This is a genomic window from uncultured Roseovarius sp. (assembly GCF_913057115.1).
Lineage (GTDB): Bacteria > Pseudomonadota > Alphaproteobacteria > Rhodobacterales > Rhodobacteraceae > Roseovarius.
On record NZ_CAJXNN010000004.1, the window covers coordinates 110,139 to 126,700 of the forward strand.

A 16,562-nucleotide genomic window follows, 5' to 3' on the forward strand; every position below is an offset into this window, starting at 1 on the left:
TCAGAGTGCCCCCATCACCTGTTGATTGAACCCAAAGATGCGGCGCGCGCCCGTGATCGGGATCAACTGCACCTCGCGGCGTTGTCCCGGCTCGAACCGCACGGCGGTTCCCGCCGCGATGTCGAGGCGGCGGCCGCGTGCCTTGCTACGGTCGAACTCCAGGGCCGGGTTGGCCTCGGCGAAATGGTAGTGACTGCCGACCTGAACGGGGCGGTCACCAGTGTTGGCGACCATAAGGGTGATCGCCTCGGCCCCGGCGTTGAGGGTCAACTCGCCCTCTGCCGCGAAGACCTGACCGGGGATCATTTGCGCACCTTGAGGGCAACCACGCCAACGGCGGCAATGACCAGAAGCCCAAGGCCGACAATCCAGGCCTCAAGCCCGTGGGGGTGGGCGTGAATACCATCATGTGCCAAGGCCGGGCTGGCAAGCAGGACAAGTGGAAGGGTATATCTCATTTCTGTCTCCTATCGGATCGGGTTATGGACGGTGACAAGCTTGGTGCCATCGGGAAAGGTGGCCTCGACCTGCACTTCGTCGATCATCTCGGGCACGCCCTCCATGCATTGGTCACGCGTGATGACCTGAGCCCCGGTCTGCATCATGTCGGCAACAGAGCGGCCATCGCGTGCACCTTCAACCACCACATCGGTGATCAGCGCGATCGCTTCGGGATGGTTCAGGCGCACACCGCGCGACAGGCGCTTGCGGGCGACCTCGGCGGCCATGGCGACAAGAAGCTTGTCTTTCTCTCGCGGGCTAAGGTTCATGGGTTACAATCTCCAGGAGACGGGTAAAGTGGATTGGCTAAGCAGATCAAGCACCGGCAAAAGATGCTGGCGCAGGATATGGCTGTCAGGGGCAATGAGGCGCAGGGCGAGGGCATCCGCTTGCAGAAGACTGGCCCCGCCCAAATCGCCAAGGTGCTGGCGAACAGCGTCAAGCATCGCTTCGGCATTGGGCGCGACGTAAAGACCACTGGCCATCGCCGCCGCGCCTTGAGCGGTTCCGGGGCCCGCCAGTTTGGCGGCTATGTCACCTTTGAGCCGCAGCGCGTCGCGGTAAAGCGGGCACCCGGCGCGTGTCACTTCGATACGATCTTTGAAATGGCCCGCGGTCACGGTTTCGCCCATGGCGGCGCGGCCAAAGACGACGGGTTCGACCATCAAAAGCCGGGCCGTGGCGGACAGATCGATCCGCAGCTGCCGCTCCAATGCGCATCCGTTGTAAAGGATAAGTTCCTGAGGCAGCCAATGCAGGCAGCCACCATCCTGCACCTTGGCGGTGGTCTGAACATCCCCGACCTCACCCGGTTGCGCGCGATAGGCGCGTTCGGCAGCTTGGGTTGTCAGGCTGATGTGAGTACCTGCCGCGACATGGACATCAAGCGCAAACCGATCGCCGCCCGTCAGCCCGCCGGCCGTATTCAGCAGGATGGGCCGCAGTGCATCATTGCCACGCGGGAACAGAACTTTGAACGCGCCGGATTGGTGTAGATCGGCCAGCACGCTTTGGCCATTGACCAGTTTGGACGACAGCGCAACCTGGCCCCGCGCACGCGGGGGGGTGGTGTGGGCGATATGCGTTTGCATCTTGGTGATGGCGGGCCTCTGGCGCATTGGATGCCTTGGGTTTGACCACGCAGGCCGCGCCAAGGCCAATGATGCTGCACCTGCGAAGCGAATGATCCGAAATAACGCCTAAATTTGCGGCAACGCCCATCAATATCGCGCAAAAATTAAGCTAAAATCGAGGCGGCCTTGGAAAAGAGGCCCCGCAGATTGATCGCAGTGCCGCGTTGCAGAATGTTTCAGGAGCCTGTGCCCATGTCGGCGATCCGACAGAAGGCTTGGGGGCGTGTGACGACCATTTGACTTGGACCTCGAAACGGCCGCCACACTGATTGCAACATTGGTTGCGGGGTTAAACCTATGCCCTTGCGCGCAACAGCGCAATGCGGCGGGCGACCCCGCGTGGAGAAAGACCTATGAAGATTAATCCTTGGAACATTATCGGCGCCACGGCACTTGGCCTGACGGCGCTGCCCGCCATGGCGCAGGACTGCCCGGTGAAAGTCGGCGTCTTGCATTCGCTGTCCGGCACCATGGCGATTTCAGAAACGACCCTGAAAGACACCATGCTAATGCTGATCGACCAGCAGAACGAGAAAGGCGGCGTTCTGGGCTGTGAGATTGAGCCGGTGGTCGTTGATCCGGCCTCGGACTGGCCGCTCTTCGCCGAAAAGGCGCGTGAGTTGCTAACCGTCAACGAGGTTGACGTGATCTTTGGCTCCTGGACGAGTGTGAGCCGCAAATCGGCGCTGCCGGTTCTGGAAGAACTCAATGGTTTGATGTTCTACCCGGTGCAATACGAAGGCGAGGAAAGCTCGAAAAACGTCTTCTACACCGGGGCCGCGCCCAACCAGCAGGCGATCCCGGCGGTGGACTATTACCTCGAAGAACTGGGGGTCGAGAAATTCGCGCTTTTGGGCACCGACTATGTCTATCCGCGCACCACAAATAATATCCTGAAGCAATACCTGATGGATAAGGGCATCCCCGAAGACGACATCTTCGTCAACTATACGCCCTTCGGGCACTCGGACTGGTCGACCATCGTGTCGGATGTTGTGGAACTGGGCGAGGATGGGTCCTTCGTGGGCGTGGTTTCCACCATCAACGGTGACGCGAACGTGGGCTTTTACAAGGAACTGGCCGCATCGGGCATCGACAGCGCGGATATTCCCGTGGTCGCCTTTTCGGTTGGTGAGGAAGAGCTTTCAGGCTTTGATACCTCGAACCTTGTCGGCCACTTGGCGGCGTGGAATTACTTCCAGTCGGCCGATACCCCGGCCAATGAAGAATGGATCGCCGCATGGAAAGCGCGCATGGGCGAAGACCGCGTGACCAATGACCCGATGGAGGCGCATTATATCGGCTTCAACATGTGGGTGAACGCAGTCACCGAAGCGGGCACCACCGATGTGGACGCCGTGCGTGAAGCCATGTACGGGCAAGAGTTCCCGAACCTGACTGGCGGGACGGCGGTCATGCTGCCCAATCACCACCTGACCAAACCGGTGTTGATCGGTGAAATCACCGCGGATGGTCAGTTCGACATCGTCTCACAAACCGAAGAGGTTCCGGGCGATGCATGGACGGATTACCTGCCTGAAAGCGCGGTTCTGGTCTCGGATTGGAAAGACCTCGGGTGCGGTATGTACAACACCGAAACCGAGACCTGTGTGCAGATGACTTCGAACTACTAAGCCTGTTTCCGGGCGCAGGCCACCTGCGCCCGGACGAACCCAGCACCCCTTTTATTGAAAGCTCGTGTCCTCATGATTCGTGCCCTGCTTTGCCTAGTCTGGCTGTCTGTCTTTGTCAGCGCAGCCGCGGCCCAAGATCTTCAACACATATTGCAGACCCACGCAGACGAGGTCGCCAAACCATCGCGCGGCTCGGTCGGGGATGTTGTGGAAGACTTGGCAACATCCGGCTCACCACGGGCCGCGCTGTTTTTGGAGCAATGGGCGGAAAAGAATGTCTGGCGCGATGATGCCAGCGGGCGGTTCTTCTTTGCCTCCGAGGACGGCGAAACCCTTGCCCTGACAGATATTGACAGCGGTGCGGAAACCACGGCCCCGGCTGATGGGTTTACCCAGATCAAACCCAATGGCGGTGTGCGCCGGGTCATTAGTACTGTTTTGGTTCAATTCCAACTGTCTGACCCGGATGCAGAGCGCCGCAAGGCGGCCTTGGAAAGCATTGCCCGCCGCGGCAACGCCACGCAACTTGAGCCGCTGATCGCGTCGCTGGACACCGAGACCGACCCTGATATCCGCGCCCGCAAAGAGCAATTGATCACCTTTCTGACGGCGCGCTTCGGGGATGATCCCGAAAAACGGGTGGCAGCCATCAAGAGTCTGTCATCGGACACCTCGGTTGAGGTGCGCGCCGCACTAAGCCAGATCCTTGCCAGTTCAACAGGCGTCGCGCCAACCCGCCCCGAGGGCAATATTGCCCGCATTATCGACCCAACGAACACCCCCGATGCCGCCTATGCCGAGCTGGTGGAGGCCGGTCTTGCCCCGCCTGCGGTTACCGCGTCAGAGTTGCGTGCCGAGCTTGAGGCCAACATCGTGGAGGGCCGCGTGGGGGGCGTGCCGGTGGCCCAATTGGACACCAAGGCCGCGCGCCAAAAGGCCTATAGCGCCTTGGCCGAGGCCGGGATCGTCCCGCCGCTTGTGACCGAGGACGACAAGCTCGAGGCCCTGTCATCTCATGTCTTTTACGAAGTCTATGACGAGGGCAACCCGGCAATCACCGATGCGGCGCGCGAAACCCTCGACGCGGTCGAAACCCGTGTGGGATGGGCACAGTCGGTGGATCTGACGCTGGATGGATTATCGTTGGCTTCGATCTATTTTCTTGCGGCTATCGGCCTTGCCATCACCTTTGGGCAAATGGGGGTGATAAACATGGCCCATGGCGAGTTCATCATGATGGGCGCGTATACCGGCTATGTCGTGCAACTGATTGTGCCGGATTACACCTTGTCTTTGGTGATGGCGTTGCCCTTGGCATTTGCCATCACCTTTGGAGCCGGTGTTGCGATGGAACGGCTGGTCATCCGCCATCTTTATCACCGCCCGCTTGAAACCTTGCTGGCCACTTTCGGGATTTCCATTGCCCTGCAACAGATCGCCAAGAACATTTTTGGCACGCAGGCCCGGCCGCTGACCTCGCCCGATTGGCTGGGTGGGGCGCTTGTCATCTCGGACGTGATCCAGATCAGTTATATCCGGATCGCCATCTTTGTTCTGGCGATGATTTTCCTTTGCCTGCTTCTCTATATCCTCAAGCGCACCCGTCTGGGGCTGGAGGTGCGCGCGGTGACTCAAAACCCCGGCATGGCGGCCTCCATGGGCATCAACCCGGATCGAATCAACATGATGACCTTCGGGCTTGGCTCGGGGATTGCCGGTGTCGCCGGGGTGGGTATCGGCCTTTATGCGCAGGTGACCTCAGAAATGGGCGCAAATTACATCGTGCAAAGCTTCATGACCGTGGTCGTGGGCGGTGTCGGATCGGTTTTCGGCACGCTCGCAGGGGCTGGTTTGATCGGCTTCCTGCAAAAAGGGATCGAATGGCTGAACCCCTCCAACACATTGGCGGCCCAGACCTACATGATCCTGTTCATCATCCTATTCATCCAGTTCAGGCCAAAGGGCATCGTCGCCCCCAAAGGCCGCGCAGCAGGAGACTGACCCATGACACAGACCCGTCGCTCCTTCGTTCAGCGCAATCCATCGGTGCTGTGGTTCATGGCGGCCATTGGCCTCTTCACCGCCTTGGTGGCCGTGATGTCCGAGGCCACCGGCGCGGGGCTGATCTCAACCTCTTTCGTCAAGACGCTGGGCAAGACACTTTGCCTCTGCCTTGTTGCCATCGCGATGGATGTGGTCTGGGGCTATTGCGGTATCCTGTCGCTTGGGCACTTCGCCTTTTTCGGGATCGGCGGCTACGCCATCGGGATGTGGCTGATGTATGCGCGGACCGAAATGATCGTGACCGAAAGCCTTGCCAATCAAACTATCCCGGCCACCCCGCAAGAGATATCCGATGCCATCGGCAATCAGATTTTCGGCGTGGTTGGGTCGTCGGAATTTCCGGCGATCTGGACCTTTGCGGATTCGCTGGCGATGCAACTGGCCTTTGTGGTGCTCGTTCCCGGCCTCTTGGCGCTGGTCTTTGGCTGGCTGGCCTTCCGCAGCCGTGTGACCGGCGTTTACCTTTCCATCCTGACACAAGCCATGACACTGGCCCTGTCGCTCTACCTGTTTCAAAACGACAGCGGGTTGCGCGGCAACAACGGCCTGTCAGGCTTACAGAATATTCCGGGCTTTCAAGACAGCGGGCAGGATATCATCTCACTTGTCTTCTTTCTGGCGTCTTCTGCTGCGTTGGGTTTGGGTTATTTGCTCTTTGCATGGATCACCGACAGCAAAATGGGCAACATCATCCGCGCCATTCGCGATGATGAGGCGCGCGTGCGGTTTCTTGGCTACCACGTCGAAAGCTACAAACTTTTCGTGTTCACCATCACGGCGGTGATCGCTGGCTTGGCGGGGGCGCTCTACTACCCACAAGCAGGGATCATCAACCCCGCCGAAATAGCCCCTATCGCGTCAATTTACCTCGCCGTCTGGGTCGCCATCGGCGGGCGCGGAAGGCTTTACGGCGCGGTCATCGGTGCGGCCTTGGTTTCGCTTCTCTCAAGCTGGTTCACCGGGGGCGGTGCGCCGAACATCAACCTTGGGTTCTACACGATCCAATGGGTGGATTGGTGGCTTGTCCTGCTTGGATTCACCTTTGTTCTGGTCACGCTTTTTGCGCCGCAGGGCATTGGTGGGCTGTTTGACAAACTGGTGCGCAAATCATGACTTCACTTCTTGAAATGTCCGGGATTTCCAAATCCTTCGACGGCTTTAAGGCCATCGACAACCTGTCGTTGCAAATCGGTGAGCCCGAACTCCGGGCAGTGATTGGCCCCAATGGTGCAGGCAAAACCACCTTCATGGATATCATCACCGGCAAGACCAAACCGGACGAAGGCAGCATCCGGTTTGGTGAGTTGAGCCGGTCCCTTGTAGGCATGTCCGAAAGCCAGATTGCGATGCTGGGTATCGGACGCAAATTTCAAAAGCCAACGGTATTCGAGGCGCAAAACGTGCGCGAAAACCTTGCCATGGCGTTGAAAAATCCGCGCGGGCCCTTCGCGGTCCTGTTCTACCGCAAAAGCCGTGAGGGGGCCGCGCGGCTGGAAACGATTGCCGAAGATATCAACCTGACCGAGCACCTGGCCCGTCCGGCCGGTGAGCTGAGCCATGGTCAAAAACAATGGCTGGAGATCGGCATGTTGCTGGCCCAAGACCCGCGCTTGTTGCTGGTCGATGAACCCGCCGCAGGCATGACGGCCCATGAACGCGAACACACCACCGATATCCTCAAACGCGCCGCGAAAACCCGCGCGGTGATCGTGGTTGAGCACGACATGGAATTTGTTCGACGGTTGGAGTGCCGGGTAACGGTGCTGCACGAAGGGACGGTACTAGCCGAGGGGTCCTTGGATCATGTGACCAAGGATCCGACTGTCATTGACGTTTATCTGGGGCGCTCCGATGCTGGACATTAAGAACCTCGACCTCAAGTACGGCCAGTCGCAAATTTTGAACGATATCTCGCTCACCGCGCCGGTCGGGCAAGTGACCTGCGTGACCGGCACCAACGGGGTCGGCAAGACAAGCCTGCTCAAGGCAATCGCCGGGCGGCATCCGTTCTCTGGGGGCACGATCACGCTGGATGGCACAGAGCTGCCCCCGGGCCGCGCGGCCTTGGCCGCCAAGTCCGGGGTTGGCTATGTCCCACAGGGGCGTGAAATTTTCCCGACCATGACCGTCGAAGAAAACCTTGAAACCGGCTTTGCCTGCCTGCCCAAAGGGGAACGCAGGATCCCCGATGACATCTTTGATCTGTTCCCGGTTCTGGCAGACATGAAGGCCCGGCGGGGCGGTGACCTGTCGGGCGGCCAGCAACAGCAGCTTGCCATCGCTCGCGCCCTGATCACACAACCCAGGGTGCTTTTACTTGACGAGCCAACCGAAGGCATTCAGCCCAATATCATCCAGATGATCGGGCGCACCATCGAGGTTTTGCGAAACCGGGGCGAGATGGCCATAATTCTGGTCGAACAGAACTTTGAGTTTGCGTTCGCCAATGCCGATCATTTCCACATCATGCAGCGCGGCGAGATCAAGACATCCGTACCAAAGTCTGATGCGGATCGGGAGATGATCCTGAGCGCGCTTTCTCTTTGATCGCCGCGTATACAGTATGGCTGTTGTCCCAGCGAAACCTTGGACGGATGAAACGCACGGCTGCGATATTTTCGTCTTTAAATAAAAGAAATGCGTATTAAAGGAGTTAGCGAAACGTTGTGAAACAACTTGTCAATTGCGCGCGTTTCGCCTTAACAGAGTGACTAAAATTTTAGCCTAAACGCTTTATTCACTTTAATATTGGGCTGAGAACCAACTGTCCGCGGGAAAGCTGTCGTAGCGGTTTCAAATGAACAGCGGATCTTGGCTTTCAACTTTGTGCTTTGATCTGCTGGCGGTTGCAGTGAACATCCTGTCTCCGCCGCTGCCTTCCAAATGCTGCAGGGCGACGATCCCTGAAACCATGTACGCTTTGGGCTTAGAGCAGTCATTGATAGTGTTCTTTGGGAACGCCGAATTGCTCAAATGATAGATTGGTCTCTAAATGTCGAGCGCTTGACGTCTAGTGGCCTTTGAGTGGGGAAAGACCGCTTTTGCCAATATCTACTAACATCCATTTGTGCTACGACATGAACTCAGTTTTGTGTGTTTCTTAGATTTTTTGGTTCTAACCAAATTCATGGTTGCAACCTGTGGAGTAGTGTTGAAGTGTCATTATCGTTTTGTTGTGTCGTGAAAAACTCTTTGGAAAATAAAGGTGTACAGAATGAACTTTGCCTCTAAGTTACCGGTGTTTTTTTTATCCAGTGCCTTGCCATTGACTTCAGTATCAGCCTCGGAATTCCCCGAATTTGACCGTTATATCCCGGTAGCAGAACAGCGCAGCGCGATGATTGAATGCAAGATCGAGATTGGCAAGCGCGGTTTGCCGAAATTCGAGGCCACCTATATCGAGGGCGGTGGGCAAACGCGCTTGCGCATTTTGCCTTACGGTAGTGTTAATTCCGAAGACGCAGCTTGGATTAATGCGTGCGCCGCTGAGAAACTCGGCATCAACGCTCAACCGACCCCTTCAAGAAATAGGAATAGCGCTGGCCGTTGCTCAGAGAGTTCGCCATTTATGGTGGGTGGGTCTGCGTACTGCATAGGCAATTGACGGCAAGAATTTGTCGCTTGCGCCTCAGCAAATATGTACCTCCTTTTGACGTCCTCCGCGTCGCGCGTAGCCGACTTTAAAGGCGGTCGACGCCAAGGTCAGCTGCCGGTTCTCTTGGTGCCAAAAAGTTTGTCCCGAACAGCCTCCGACCAGCCTCTTGAAGCGGGGCGGGGAGGCGGCTTTGACATTTGCAGTTTCTTCTTTAACCACTTTTTGCGCTGCACCTTTATCTTTTCTCAACAAAACCAGCAGGTCACTGTATCTTAGGTTTTGAGTGCAACAGGACAAAAAGGGATGATCACAACGTCCCGAATTGCCGCGATATGCCGGGAATTTCTGTGAACTTACGTTCACTTCGTTAGCATAGACCTCCATCATTGCACTTGTATCGGCGCGAGCATCTCGTCGGTATCCAGCTTAAGTGCGGTTCGCCACAGCGGCGTTTTGAACCAGTGACGATTGTTGCGCCCCTCAGCCTTGTCTTCGGTATGAATGAGCAACCCCGCCCATTCCAGCGGCTGCAGCACGCAACTTGAGAAGACAGCCATCTCGCGCCAGCGCCCGATATCCCTATCAGGGGTTTCACCATAGAAGGCGCTGAATAGCGCGGCTTCGGAGGCGCCATGGTCCGCCTCGACGTTGATGACATTCAGCCAGACGTCCCATCCGCCGACTGGTTGTTTCTCGAACCTTGAATACGAGGCGTGGTCGATGTTCAGCAAATAGAAGGGGATCACTTCTGCAAATAGCTGTCCCGGCGTCTGCGCTAGTTCTTTACCGCGCGGTGATGCGGAACTCGCCTTTGTAGTGGCGCCCCAGTCTTAGCTCGGTGAGCAGGAAGTGCAGCACCTCCAGCGACGGGAATTCATACTCGTTCAGGACCTTGTTGTAACGAAATAGTTCTTCGGCGTTCACCCCAGGCCATTCGAAGTTCTCTACCGCCCAGTGGACGAACACGCGTTTGAACGCCTTGGTCTGGGTCAAGCCGATGGGCCCATTGTTCTTTACGTATTTCAAGGTCAACAAAGCCGATCGGAGCAAGGGCGGGTGTTCAAGGTCGGCGTGGTCGTCGGGAAGTTCGCGGAATTCAATCATAATGGGGTTTTATGATAGAAAATTTGCGGCGTATAGCGTCTCAGCGGGCGCAGGAGAGGGTTTTGGTCATTTGGGCGGGAGAACCTTGTCGTATGCCGTCGTTGGGTCTGTGTGCCGCGCTCTGAGCGGCTAAGTCCGATATCGACTATGTGGTCCGTTCCGTTCGGTAATCTAATGCACGGCGCTCCGCCCAATAATGGTCACTTTGTTCTGCAAACATTTTGCGCATGAAGAAGAACCCGAAGCTCGTCAATGACCCGACCAACCCACGGTTCCGGCAATACCGGTCACGGAGGCGACCGAAGAGTTCGTCCATACTCACGACCATTTTGATCGCGGTTCTCGTTGTTGGGTTAGTGGCTATCACGCCGCTTGAAGCAAGGATGCAGGAAAGCGTGGAGTTTACTGCCAAGCACACGGTGGTCATTGATGCGGACACCGTTGCGCACGGGTCGATGAGAATAAGGCTAAAGGGTATTGCCGCCCCAGAAAGGGGGCACAAGGATTATCCCAAAGGACAGGACTTTCTTCGCAATCTTATTGCTCAAGCGGACACGGTCCGATGTGATCTCACAGGTGAACGCACACATGGGCGCCGAGTTGGGCGCTGTTTCATCATAGACGCCGCGGGAACGGCTACTGACATACAGGCTGCCGTTGTGGCGTCAGGACATGCCCGCGCATGTTTCAAGTTTGGTGGCTGGAGATATGTCGGAGAAGAAACTTCCGTCAGCAGGGGACTGCCCTTTCCTCCTTACTGCTGGGGCTTCTCAATATGGTGAAAGCAAACCGGCCCGTGGCGAGGTCTGTGTGCCTCGCTCTTTCGCCTTTCCTAATCGGCATCGTTGGCTTGCGACTCGACAAGTAAGAGGAAACGCCGTGTTTGCTCGTCATGTGCCAGGGTTCCGGGCGGACAGATATGGCCGAATTCTTCATCGACTGCCGGGAAGTCTAGGGGCAGTGTGGTTAGCCGCGCCAATTTCCCAAGGGTTTCGGCCAATTGGCAGTAGTAGCCGCTTTCGCCAATTTCGATCCAGTTCTTCGCATGTAGATGATGACCAAGGGCTTCCAAAATATCAGAGAGTTCATGAAGGTTTCGGAAGGGTGGCACCTCTGCCTGAGAGAGGGGTGAGGCGGTGCAAACATTGGGACGCTGCTTCATAAAACAGTTTAGCAAACAATGGGTTGCGTGCCAAGTTGCGTTTTACAACGATGCAAGCTGACATGACGGGCATTAAGCACCTTGCCTTAACCTCAACTGCCGCTTTCACCGGGTGAACTGCGTGCTGTGAGGTGTATTCGGTAGTCCACTGAACTCATTCGTTTACGTGAGGCGAGATTAAATTTCCCGTGAACTTAGGTTCACTGAACGCGCTGACAACAGCCATTGCAGTTTTTGAGGGGCAGTTTGCTATTGGAGTTTCTTGAACCAACATCGGAAGAGCTTTGATTGCACCCGGGACGATGGACATAGAACTTCTTCCCATATTTTACCAAGAATACCCCTATCCAAAAGTCGCAATGACACTTGTGACACGTATTTGACTATCGACCGTAAGGTCTCGACCTCTAATATCTACGGTGGAAAAAGGGCAAACCGACATAAGTGTCACAAGTTGCATGGGGCAGCCTGCGGGTTGGCCGGATACAAGGGGGCAAGCTTGATGCCCGAAAAGCCCCTCGCGGCACTTGTTTTTTGGTAGTGATACCCCCGTTTTTTCATTTCTCCGTTTATGGCTTTGCTAGACATTTTGCTGCTACCCGACTTGTCCGCCCACATTTCGAAGCGCTTTGATAGATCGCTCGTGGAGACAAATGCTCCAGGGTCCGGAACTGTCTCGTCGTCGAGGAACTGGGAAAACTCGTCCTGTTCAGCTAGATACTCCGTTGATGCCTTCAAAATGCAGGCTGGTGGATTAAGCCCTTGCTGAAACCAAATCTTGGCGCCTTCAATTATCCAGGACAGAATTTTGCCGCCTTCCTGTTGCAACAGCTTTTCTTCCAGTTGTTTATCCTGCTCGTTCTCCGGGATCGTGACATTGAATGGAACCAGCAGTATCCGTCTTCGAATGGCTTCATCCACGCTCTGGATTTCGGGACGATTGTTTCCAGCTATGATCAGGGTGAACTGAGGGTCAAAATCGAAAAAATCTTGGCGCATGAACCGCGCGGATATCCTGTCACCACCTGTAAGGTCCTTGATACGGGCTTCATCCCATCGCGCGCCGTCCGGTATTTCGCTGCCGACCGCGAGACGGGCGCGACAAAGGCCGGCGATGTCCGTGGGATGACGTTCGACTGCAGAACCCAGTAGGACAGAAGCTGGCATCCGGCGGGCATAGTCGCCCATAATCTTGAGTAGAACGTTTAGCAGCACCGACTTCCCGTTGCGACCGGCCCCGTGAAAGAAGACCAGTTTGTGTTCGCTAACGTGCCCAGTCAGTGCATATCCGGCGAGACGCTGAATGAAATCCACCATCTCTGGGTCGTTCGGGAAGATTTGATCAAGGAACGCAAGGAATAGCTCCGGTTTCCCAGCTTCGGGGCTGAACGACGATTGCCGTGTAATCATATCGTCCCGGCAAGGAGTGTATTGCTGACCTGTTCTCAGGTCCACCGTCGCTTCGGGCGTGCCCAGTAGCTCAAGGTTTGCATCGAAATCTTTCGGATCGGCCGCGCTCGCCTCGTTGGAACGAGCGAGTTTTTCAATGGCGGCGATGCTTGTGGCTTGGAGCAGTCGTCGGCGAGCCTTGGCATTCTCATCTTCGCCAAAATCTCGTAGAAATTCGCGAATGAGGGTCATATGCCGCATTTTTTCATCGCGCACCCAGCGCGTCTTATCCCAAAGATACCACTTCCCCTCGCCTGCCACGTGGCGTGCATTCATGTCGAAGCTGTCCTTTCCAAGCGCAATGGCCAGGTCGTCTTGAGAGGCCGCGGCGAGGGCTTCATGTTCAATCGCTTTGCTGGCGCTATCGAAGGCTGACTTAACCGTAGCCAATACCTCTGCTTCACCAAGGCCCACGTCTTTTGCAGCTTCTGAGAGGAGGCTCAAAGTCGCGTCCTTTTCTAGCCGCCCCTTCGCGATGAGTTTTCCGATCTTGAAGGCTTCGGCGTTCAAAGTGCAATTACGTTGCCCCTCTGGTGCCGATTTGATTTTTTCCGCAGCTTTCCAAGCTGAAATCATCGGATCCGGCTTTATCGGTGCCTCTTTTCGAAGAGATGCCTTGCTGATCGGTTTCGCGATTGCTTCAATCAACCAGTCTGGAGGATCGGCGATGTCGGTCTCGTGTGGCGATACGATCCACTCATATTGCGTGTCGCCAGACGGTCCGATGCTAGGTGGCGCTATTACGCAAGCGCCTTCACCGAGTACATCGACACCTTCCGCGAGTTTGCTTGTCGATTTTTTGATCTTAACGCCAGGCGGATTGCGAAAATAGTAATGAAGCGAACCGCTTGGCGACTCGGCACATACGGTTTCTGGCCAGTCTCCATGTTGCTCGATGAGTACACCAAAGTTGGCGATTCCATCGACACCGTGTCCTTCGACGGTATCTACATCAACTACGAAAATACCGGATACCTGACCGGTTGCGATCCCCACATTAGCGTCTGGAAACTTTTTCCAATCTTTCTTGATTTCGTCGGCATCATTTGTAGCACCCCAAGAATTGCCATTGCTCGTCGCTTTTGACTTGAACCCCTTTTTCTCGCCTGGTTTGGCAGGAAAAACCGAAAAGCCGAGTTGTGCATACGTCAGCGCTGCCTCAAGGCATGGGTTTTTGAAGTTTGGATCAATCAACATGGTGGCACACTCACTTACCTTCGCGTCGCATTACGCGATATTCCTCAAGTGAGGCGTCGACCTCATGTTCGACCCAGAAAAGGTTCTGACCGAATTTAATTGGCGCGGGCAGCCTTCCGGCTTTTACATCCCTGTAAATGCTGCTCCTGCTCCTGCCACCAAGCTTCTGGCGGAGTTGTGAGAATGACAGATATTTCATGAGGCGCTCCTTGACTCGTGCTGGAGCAAGATTGCCTATTTTGGAGCTGTCTCCTGCCCCCACAAAATAATTTGTTTGCGGGGGTAGACAGCTTATTCAATCGGAGACCAATTAACGCTGCGGCGGCGTTCCCTTAGTAATTCGACCACATGAGGTGGCGGATCGCCCGGGGGTGGCCCAAAGAAATCCAGCATACTTATCAGTTCATCCGTTGCTTCAATTGACCAGTCGTGGATGCCCGTTGGGTCCAAGAATTGATCACGGATCTGGTCCTTGACCTCTTTGGGAATTTTGCTCCTGTCCTCTTCAGGATCTCGTAAGCTTTCAAATTCCTCCTCAAGTTCGGATATTGGGTCATAGTATTTCTGCTTAATCAGTGTGTCGGCTTCGCACTCTGCGAAGGTGCCCTTTAGAGCTTTCACTGAGAACTCCACTGCATTTTCAGAGTTCACATCATTCGGGAATATCTCTTTTCTATACCACTTTTCGATAACGCTTGTGGGCATGGATTTGTAGAAAAGCGGTTCTCTAGACCAACTCATGATTGATTGATACGTCCGAGCTCTAATACTTGGCTTTAAGCTTTCTCTGTACCGGCTTAACGGTGAGTTACTTTTGCCGACTTTGCCCGCTGCACCGCCAGTCAAGAACCCAACGAGTATCTGCTTGGATACGTCGGAAGCCCATGATGGGAGAGGCAGCCGCCAGTTCTGAGCAAGGTGAATAGTTTCGAACAATGCGAACGGATTACCTCTTTCGTGCGGTTGACGCAGTTGTTCGAGGATCGCCCTCAGTTGATCTTTGCCATGGAGGAGTGGGCCCTCAGATTTTTTCATTTTTGATGACCTCGTCGCCAGATTGGTTAGTCACAAATTCCGCCCAAGCTTCCATCACCTCCCGCCGCTGATCGAGATAGTCGGTCCGGCGATATGCGCGTTCTACGCTGCTTCCGACCGCGTGCCCTAACGCCATCTCTGCAACCTCGTAGGGCGCGGCGCCGGTCTCCTCGATCCAGTCACGGAAGCTGGAACGAAAGCCGTGAGGCCGGGCGTCCATGCCGCTCCGTTCCATCAGGCGGGCCATGGTGGCGTCAGAGATCACGCCCTTCCGAACGCTGGGAAAAACATAGCCGCTGCGTTCGAACGGTTTCACTTGCTCGATTACCTCAAGTGCCGCGCGGGATAGAGGAACCCGGAAATCGGGTGTGCTGTCGCGACGGCCTTTCATGAGATCTCCGGGGATCGTCCAAATGTCGCCATCTACATGTTCGTGCCGCATGCGCCGCAACGGCCCAGACCTAACGGCAGTCAGTATTAGTAGCCGCAACGCCAGATGCGTCACGGACCCTTCGTTCAAGCTGGTGTAGAAGTCAGGAACCTCACGCCAAGGTAGCGCGGGGACATGCTTCGCTTTGTGCTTCTGCTTCCCGAGGAGCGCCCTTGCTTTCTCGACGGCCTGTAGGTCAACATCAAGGCCAAGGGCAGCGGCGTGCTTCAGGCAGATGTTGAGGCGGTTCGCAGCCTTCCGCGCCGTGTCCGCTTTTGCATGCCAGATCGGGCGCAAGGTATCCCGGATATCGATCTGGTCGATCTCTGCGACGGGGACTTTGCCCAGCTTTGGAAGCACATGAAGATCGAGAGGCGATAACCACCGCCCCGCCTTACCGTCGCCCTTCAGTTCCGCCTTTCGGCTTTGAAAGGCATCAAGCGCAATATCCGTCAGGCAATGAAGATTGCGCTCGGCCTCGCGGCGCTGCTTCTCGCGTTCCTTGATTGGGTCGATGCCCTGCTTCGCTATGCTGCGCCATTGGTCGGCAGCTTGCCGTGCGTCTTTGAGGGAAACATCCTGTATTGATCCAAGACCCATCTCCCGCCTGCGACCGTGTATGACAACGCGAAGGTACCATTGCCCGCCGCCATCGGGGCGCTTATGCAGATACAAGCCGCCGCCATCATTGTACTTTCCGGGGCTCGCGTTTTTTACCTGCAGAGCCGAAAGTTTGTGCAAGGGCCTTGCCATACGTCCACCATTCTATCCACCATTGAACTTGGGATAGCTTGCTACAGGGTGAGACAGGATGGAATAGTTAAGGCATTATTATGGCAGGATTTTCTTTCTTGCTGACACATGGTGAAGTGGTAAGGAATTGCCTATCACCGGCACCAGATTTCCCCGAAAATCAAAGGCAACGCTCAGATCGGCGCGAATCGAGGGTAAGCCCTTGGTTAACAACGAAAACCCCCTGTCTGCATCGTATCGGTAAAACGTCGGTATCGCGTCGGTATTTTGCGCAGACCCTCGGCGGGTTTTGTACGAAACGTACGCGCGTTTTGTACGACTTTTTAAATCCAAGCCGGGCGGGGGATGGTAGGCAGGCTTTGGGCGGGGAGCGGTTGCGTCATCTGCAGAAGCTGTCATTCGTATAGAGCGTAGCGAATGCCGGGTTTGAGCCCTTTTTGAACAATCCCGAGGTCGCTGATGACGCTTATTTGGCAGAAACCCAAGGCGCGGAATCAAGGCCGAA

15 protein-coding genes and 1 pseudogene are annotated in these 16,562 nt (G+C 55.8%); 6 read left to right on the forward strand and 10 right to left on the reverse strand.

All coding sequences use genetic code 11. From position 1 onward, the window contains the following. The 4 genes from QZ498_RS03340 to QZ498_RS03355 are packed head-to-tail and all read right to left on the reverse strand — an operon-like array spanning position 1 to position 1,619. Positions 1–306 carry an urease subunit beta gene (locus tag QZ498_RS03340; protein ID WP_294620216.1) on the reverse strand — a complete coding sequence of 102 codons (306 nt, stop codon included), beginning with the start codon at positions 304–306 and terminating at the stop codon, positions 1–3. After that, positions 303–458 (reverse strand): hypothetical protein, encoded by a 156-nt coding sequence (locus QZ498_RS03345; protein WP_294620218.1) that lies wholly within the window; start codon positions 456–458, stop codon positions 303–305. Before QZ498_RS03345 ends, QZ498_RS03340 begins: the two co-directional genes overlap by 4 nt. Before the next feature lie 9 nt (positions 459–467). Further along, entirely contained in the window at positions 468–770 is a 303-nt protein-coding gene (locus QZ498_RS03350) for an urease subunit gamma (protein ID WP_294620220.1), read from the reverse strand. Positions 771–773: 3 nt separating this feature from the next. Beyond that, complete coding sequence (locus QZ498_RS03355) at positions 774–1,619, reverse strand: urease accessory protein UreD (protein ID WP_294620222.1); 846 nt, start codon at positions 1,617–1,619, stop codon at positions 774–776. A 368-nt stretch (positions 1,620–1,987) separates the two neighbouring features. Between QZ498_RS03355 and urtA the strand changes: the two genes are divergently transcribed. The 6 genes from urtA to QZ498_RS03385 all read left to right on the forward strand — a co-directional run bounded on the left by urtA (position 1,988) and on the right by QZ498_RS03385 (position 8,936). Next, positions 1,988–3,268 carry an urea ABC transporter substrate-binding protein gene (gene urtA, locus QZ498_RS03360; protein ID WP_294620224.1) on the forward strand — a complete coding sequence of 427 codons (1,281 nt, stop codon included), beginning with the start codon at positions 1,988–1,990 and terminating at the stop codon, positions 3,266–3,268. 72 nt (positions 3,269–3,340) lie between these two features. Then, positions 3,341–5,269, forward strand: coding sequence for an urea ABC transporter permease subunit UrtB (gene urtB, locus QZ498_RS03365; RefSeq protein WP_294620226.1), 1,929 nt, complete (start codon positions 3,341–3,343; stop codon positions 5,267–5,269). 3 nt (positions 5,270–5,272) lie between these two features. Continuing rightward, a complete protein-coding gene (gene urtC, locus QZ498_RS03370; protein WP_294620228.1) occupies positions 5,273–6,445 on the forward strand; it encodes an urea ABC transporter permease subunit UrtC in 1,173 nt (390 codons plus the stop codon). Beyond that, the gene (urtD, locus tag QZ498_RS03375) at positions 6,442–7,197 is read left to right on the forward strand and encodes an urea ABC transporter ATP-binding protein UrtD (protein ID WP_294620230.1); all 756 of its coding nucleotides are present in this window, start codon (positions 6,442–6,444) and stop codon (positions 7,195–7,197) included. The genes urtC and urtD overlap by 4 nt, the downstream gene beginning before the upstream one ends. Beyond that, the gene (gene urtE, locus QZ498_RS03380) at positions 7,184–7,879 is read left to right on the forward strand and encodes an urea ABC transporter ATP-binding subunit UrtE (RefSeq protein WP_294620232.1); all 696 of its coding nucleotides are present in this window, start codon (positions 7,184–7,186) and stop codon (positions 7,877–7,879) included. The genes urtD and urtE overlap by 14 nt, the downstream gene beginning before the upstream one ends. Positions 7,880–8,546: 667 nt before the next feature. Further along, positions 8,547–8,936 (forward strand): hypothetical protein, encoded by a 390-nt coding sequence (locus QZ498_RS03385; RefSeq protein ID WP_294620234.1) that lies wholly within the window; start codon positions 8,547–8,549, stop codon positions 8,934–8,936. A gap of 374 nt (positions 8,937–9,310) precedes the next feature. Here QZ498_RS03385 and QZ498_RS03390 read toward each other — a convergent pair. The 6 genes and pseudogenes from QZ498_RS03390 to QZ498_RS03415 form a co-directional block, all read right to left on the reverse strand. Beyond that, a pseudogene (locus tag QZ498_RS03390) lies at positions 9,311–10,031 on the reverse strand (hypothetical protein). Positions 10,032–10,863: 832 nt separating this feature from the next. Beyond that, positions 10,864–11,193, reverse strand: coding sequence for a hypothetical protein (locus QZ498_RS03395; RefSeq protein WP_294620236.1), 330 nt, complete (start codon positions 11,191–11,193; stop codon positions 10,864–10,866). 447 nt (positions 11,194–11,640) lie between these two features. Continuing rightward, on the reverse strand, positions 11,641–13,839 hold the full coding sequence (locus QZ498_RS03400) for a phage/plasmid primase, P4 family (protein WP_294620237.1): 2,199 nt from the start codon (positions 13,837–13,839) through the stop codon (positions 11,641–11,643). Positions 13,840–13,849: 10 nt separating this feature from the next. Next, the gene (locus tag QZ498_RS03405) at positions 13,850–14,038 is read right to left on the reverse strand and encodes an AlpA family transcriptional regulator (RefSeq protein ID WP_294620239.1); all 189 of its coding nucleotides are present in this window, start codon (positions 14,036–14,038) and stop codon (positions 13,850–13,852) included. 92 nt (positions 14,039–14,130) lie between these two features. After that, entirely contained in the window at positions 14,131–14,874 is a 744-nt protein-coding gene (locus QZ498_RS03410; RefSeq protein ID WP_294620241.1) for a hypothetical protein, read from the reverse strand. Further along, positions 14,861–16,057: a site-specific integrase gene (locus QZ498_RS03415; protein ID WP_294620243.1), complete on the reverse strand. Its 1,197-nt coding sequence runs from the start codon at positions 16,055–16,057 to the stop codon at positions 14,861–14,863. The genes QZ498_RS03410 and QZ498_RS03415 overlap by 14 nt, the downstream gene beginning before the upstream one ends. Positions 16,058–16,562: the final 505 nt, after the last annotated feature.

Coding starts and splice junctions, on each gene's coding strand:
- QZ498_RS03385 (WP_294620234.1), top strand. CDS start 8,547: ATGAACTTTGCCTCTAAGTTACCGGTGTTTTTTTTATCCAGTGCCTTG.
- QZ498_RS03400 (WP_294620237.1), bottom strand. CDS start 13,839: ATGTTGATTGATCCAAACTTCAAAAACCCATGCCTTGAGGCAGCGCTG.
- urtB (WP_294620226.1), top strand. CDS start 3,341: ATGATTCGTGCCCTGCTTTGCCTAGTCTGGCTGTCTGTCTTTGTCAGC.
- QZ498_RS03415 (WP_294620243.1), bottom strand. CDS start 16,057: ATGGCAAGGCCCTTGCACAAACTTTCGGCTCTGCAGGTAAAAAACGCG.
- QZ498_RS03410 (WP_294620241.1), bottom strand. CDS start 14,874: ATGAAAAAATCTGAGGGCCCACTCCTCCATGGCAAAGATCAACTGAGG.
- QZ498_RS03355 (WP_294620222.1), bottom strand. CDS start 1,619: ATGCGCCAGAGGCCCGCCATCACCAAGATGCAAACGCATATCGCCCAC.
- QZ498_RS03345 (WP_294620218.1), bottom strand. CDS start 458: ATGAGATATACCCTTCCACTTGTCCTGCTTGCCAGCCCGGCCTTGGCA.
- QZ498_RS03395 (WP_294620236.1), bottom strand. CDS start 11,193: ATGAAGCAGCGTCCCAATGTTTGCACCGCCTCACCCCTCTCTCAGGCA.
- urtD (WP_294620230.1), top strand. CDS start 6,442: ATGACTTCACTTCTTGAAATGTCCGGGATTTCCAAATCCTTCGACGGC.
- urtE (WP_294620232.1), top strand. CDS start 7,184: ATGCTGGACATTAAGAACCTCGACCTCAAGTACGGCCAGTCGCAAATT.
- urtC (WP_294620228.1), top strand. CDS start 5,273: ATGACACAGACCCGTCGCTCCTTCGTTCAGCGCAATCCATCGGTGCTG.
- QZ498_RS03340 (WP_294620216.1), bottom strand. CDS start 306: ATGATCCCCGGTCAGGTCTTCGCGGCAGAGGGCGAGTTGACCCTCAAC.
- QZ498_RS03405 (WP_294620239.1), bottom strand. CDS start 14,038: ATGAAATATCTGTCATTCTCACAACTCCGCCAGAAGCTTGGTGGCAGG.
- QZ498_RS03350 (WP_294620220.1), bottom strand. CDS start 770: ATGAACCTTAGCCCGCGAGAGAAAGACAAGCTTCTTGTCGCCATGGCC.
- urtA (WP_294620224.1), top strand. CDS start 1,988: ATGAAGATTAATCCTTGGAACATTATCGGCGCCACGGCACTTGGCCTG.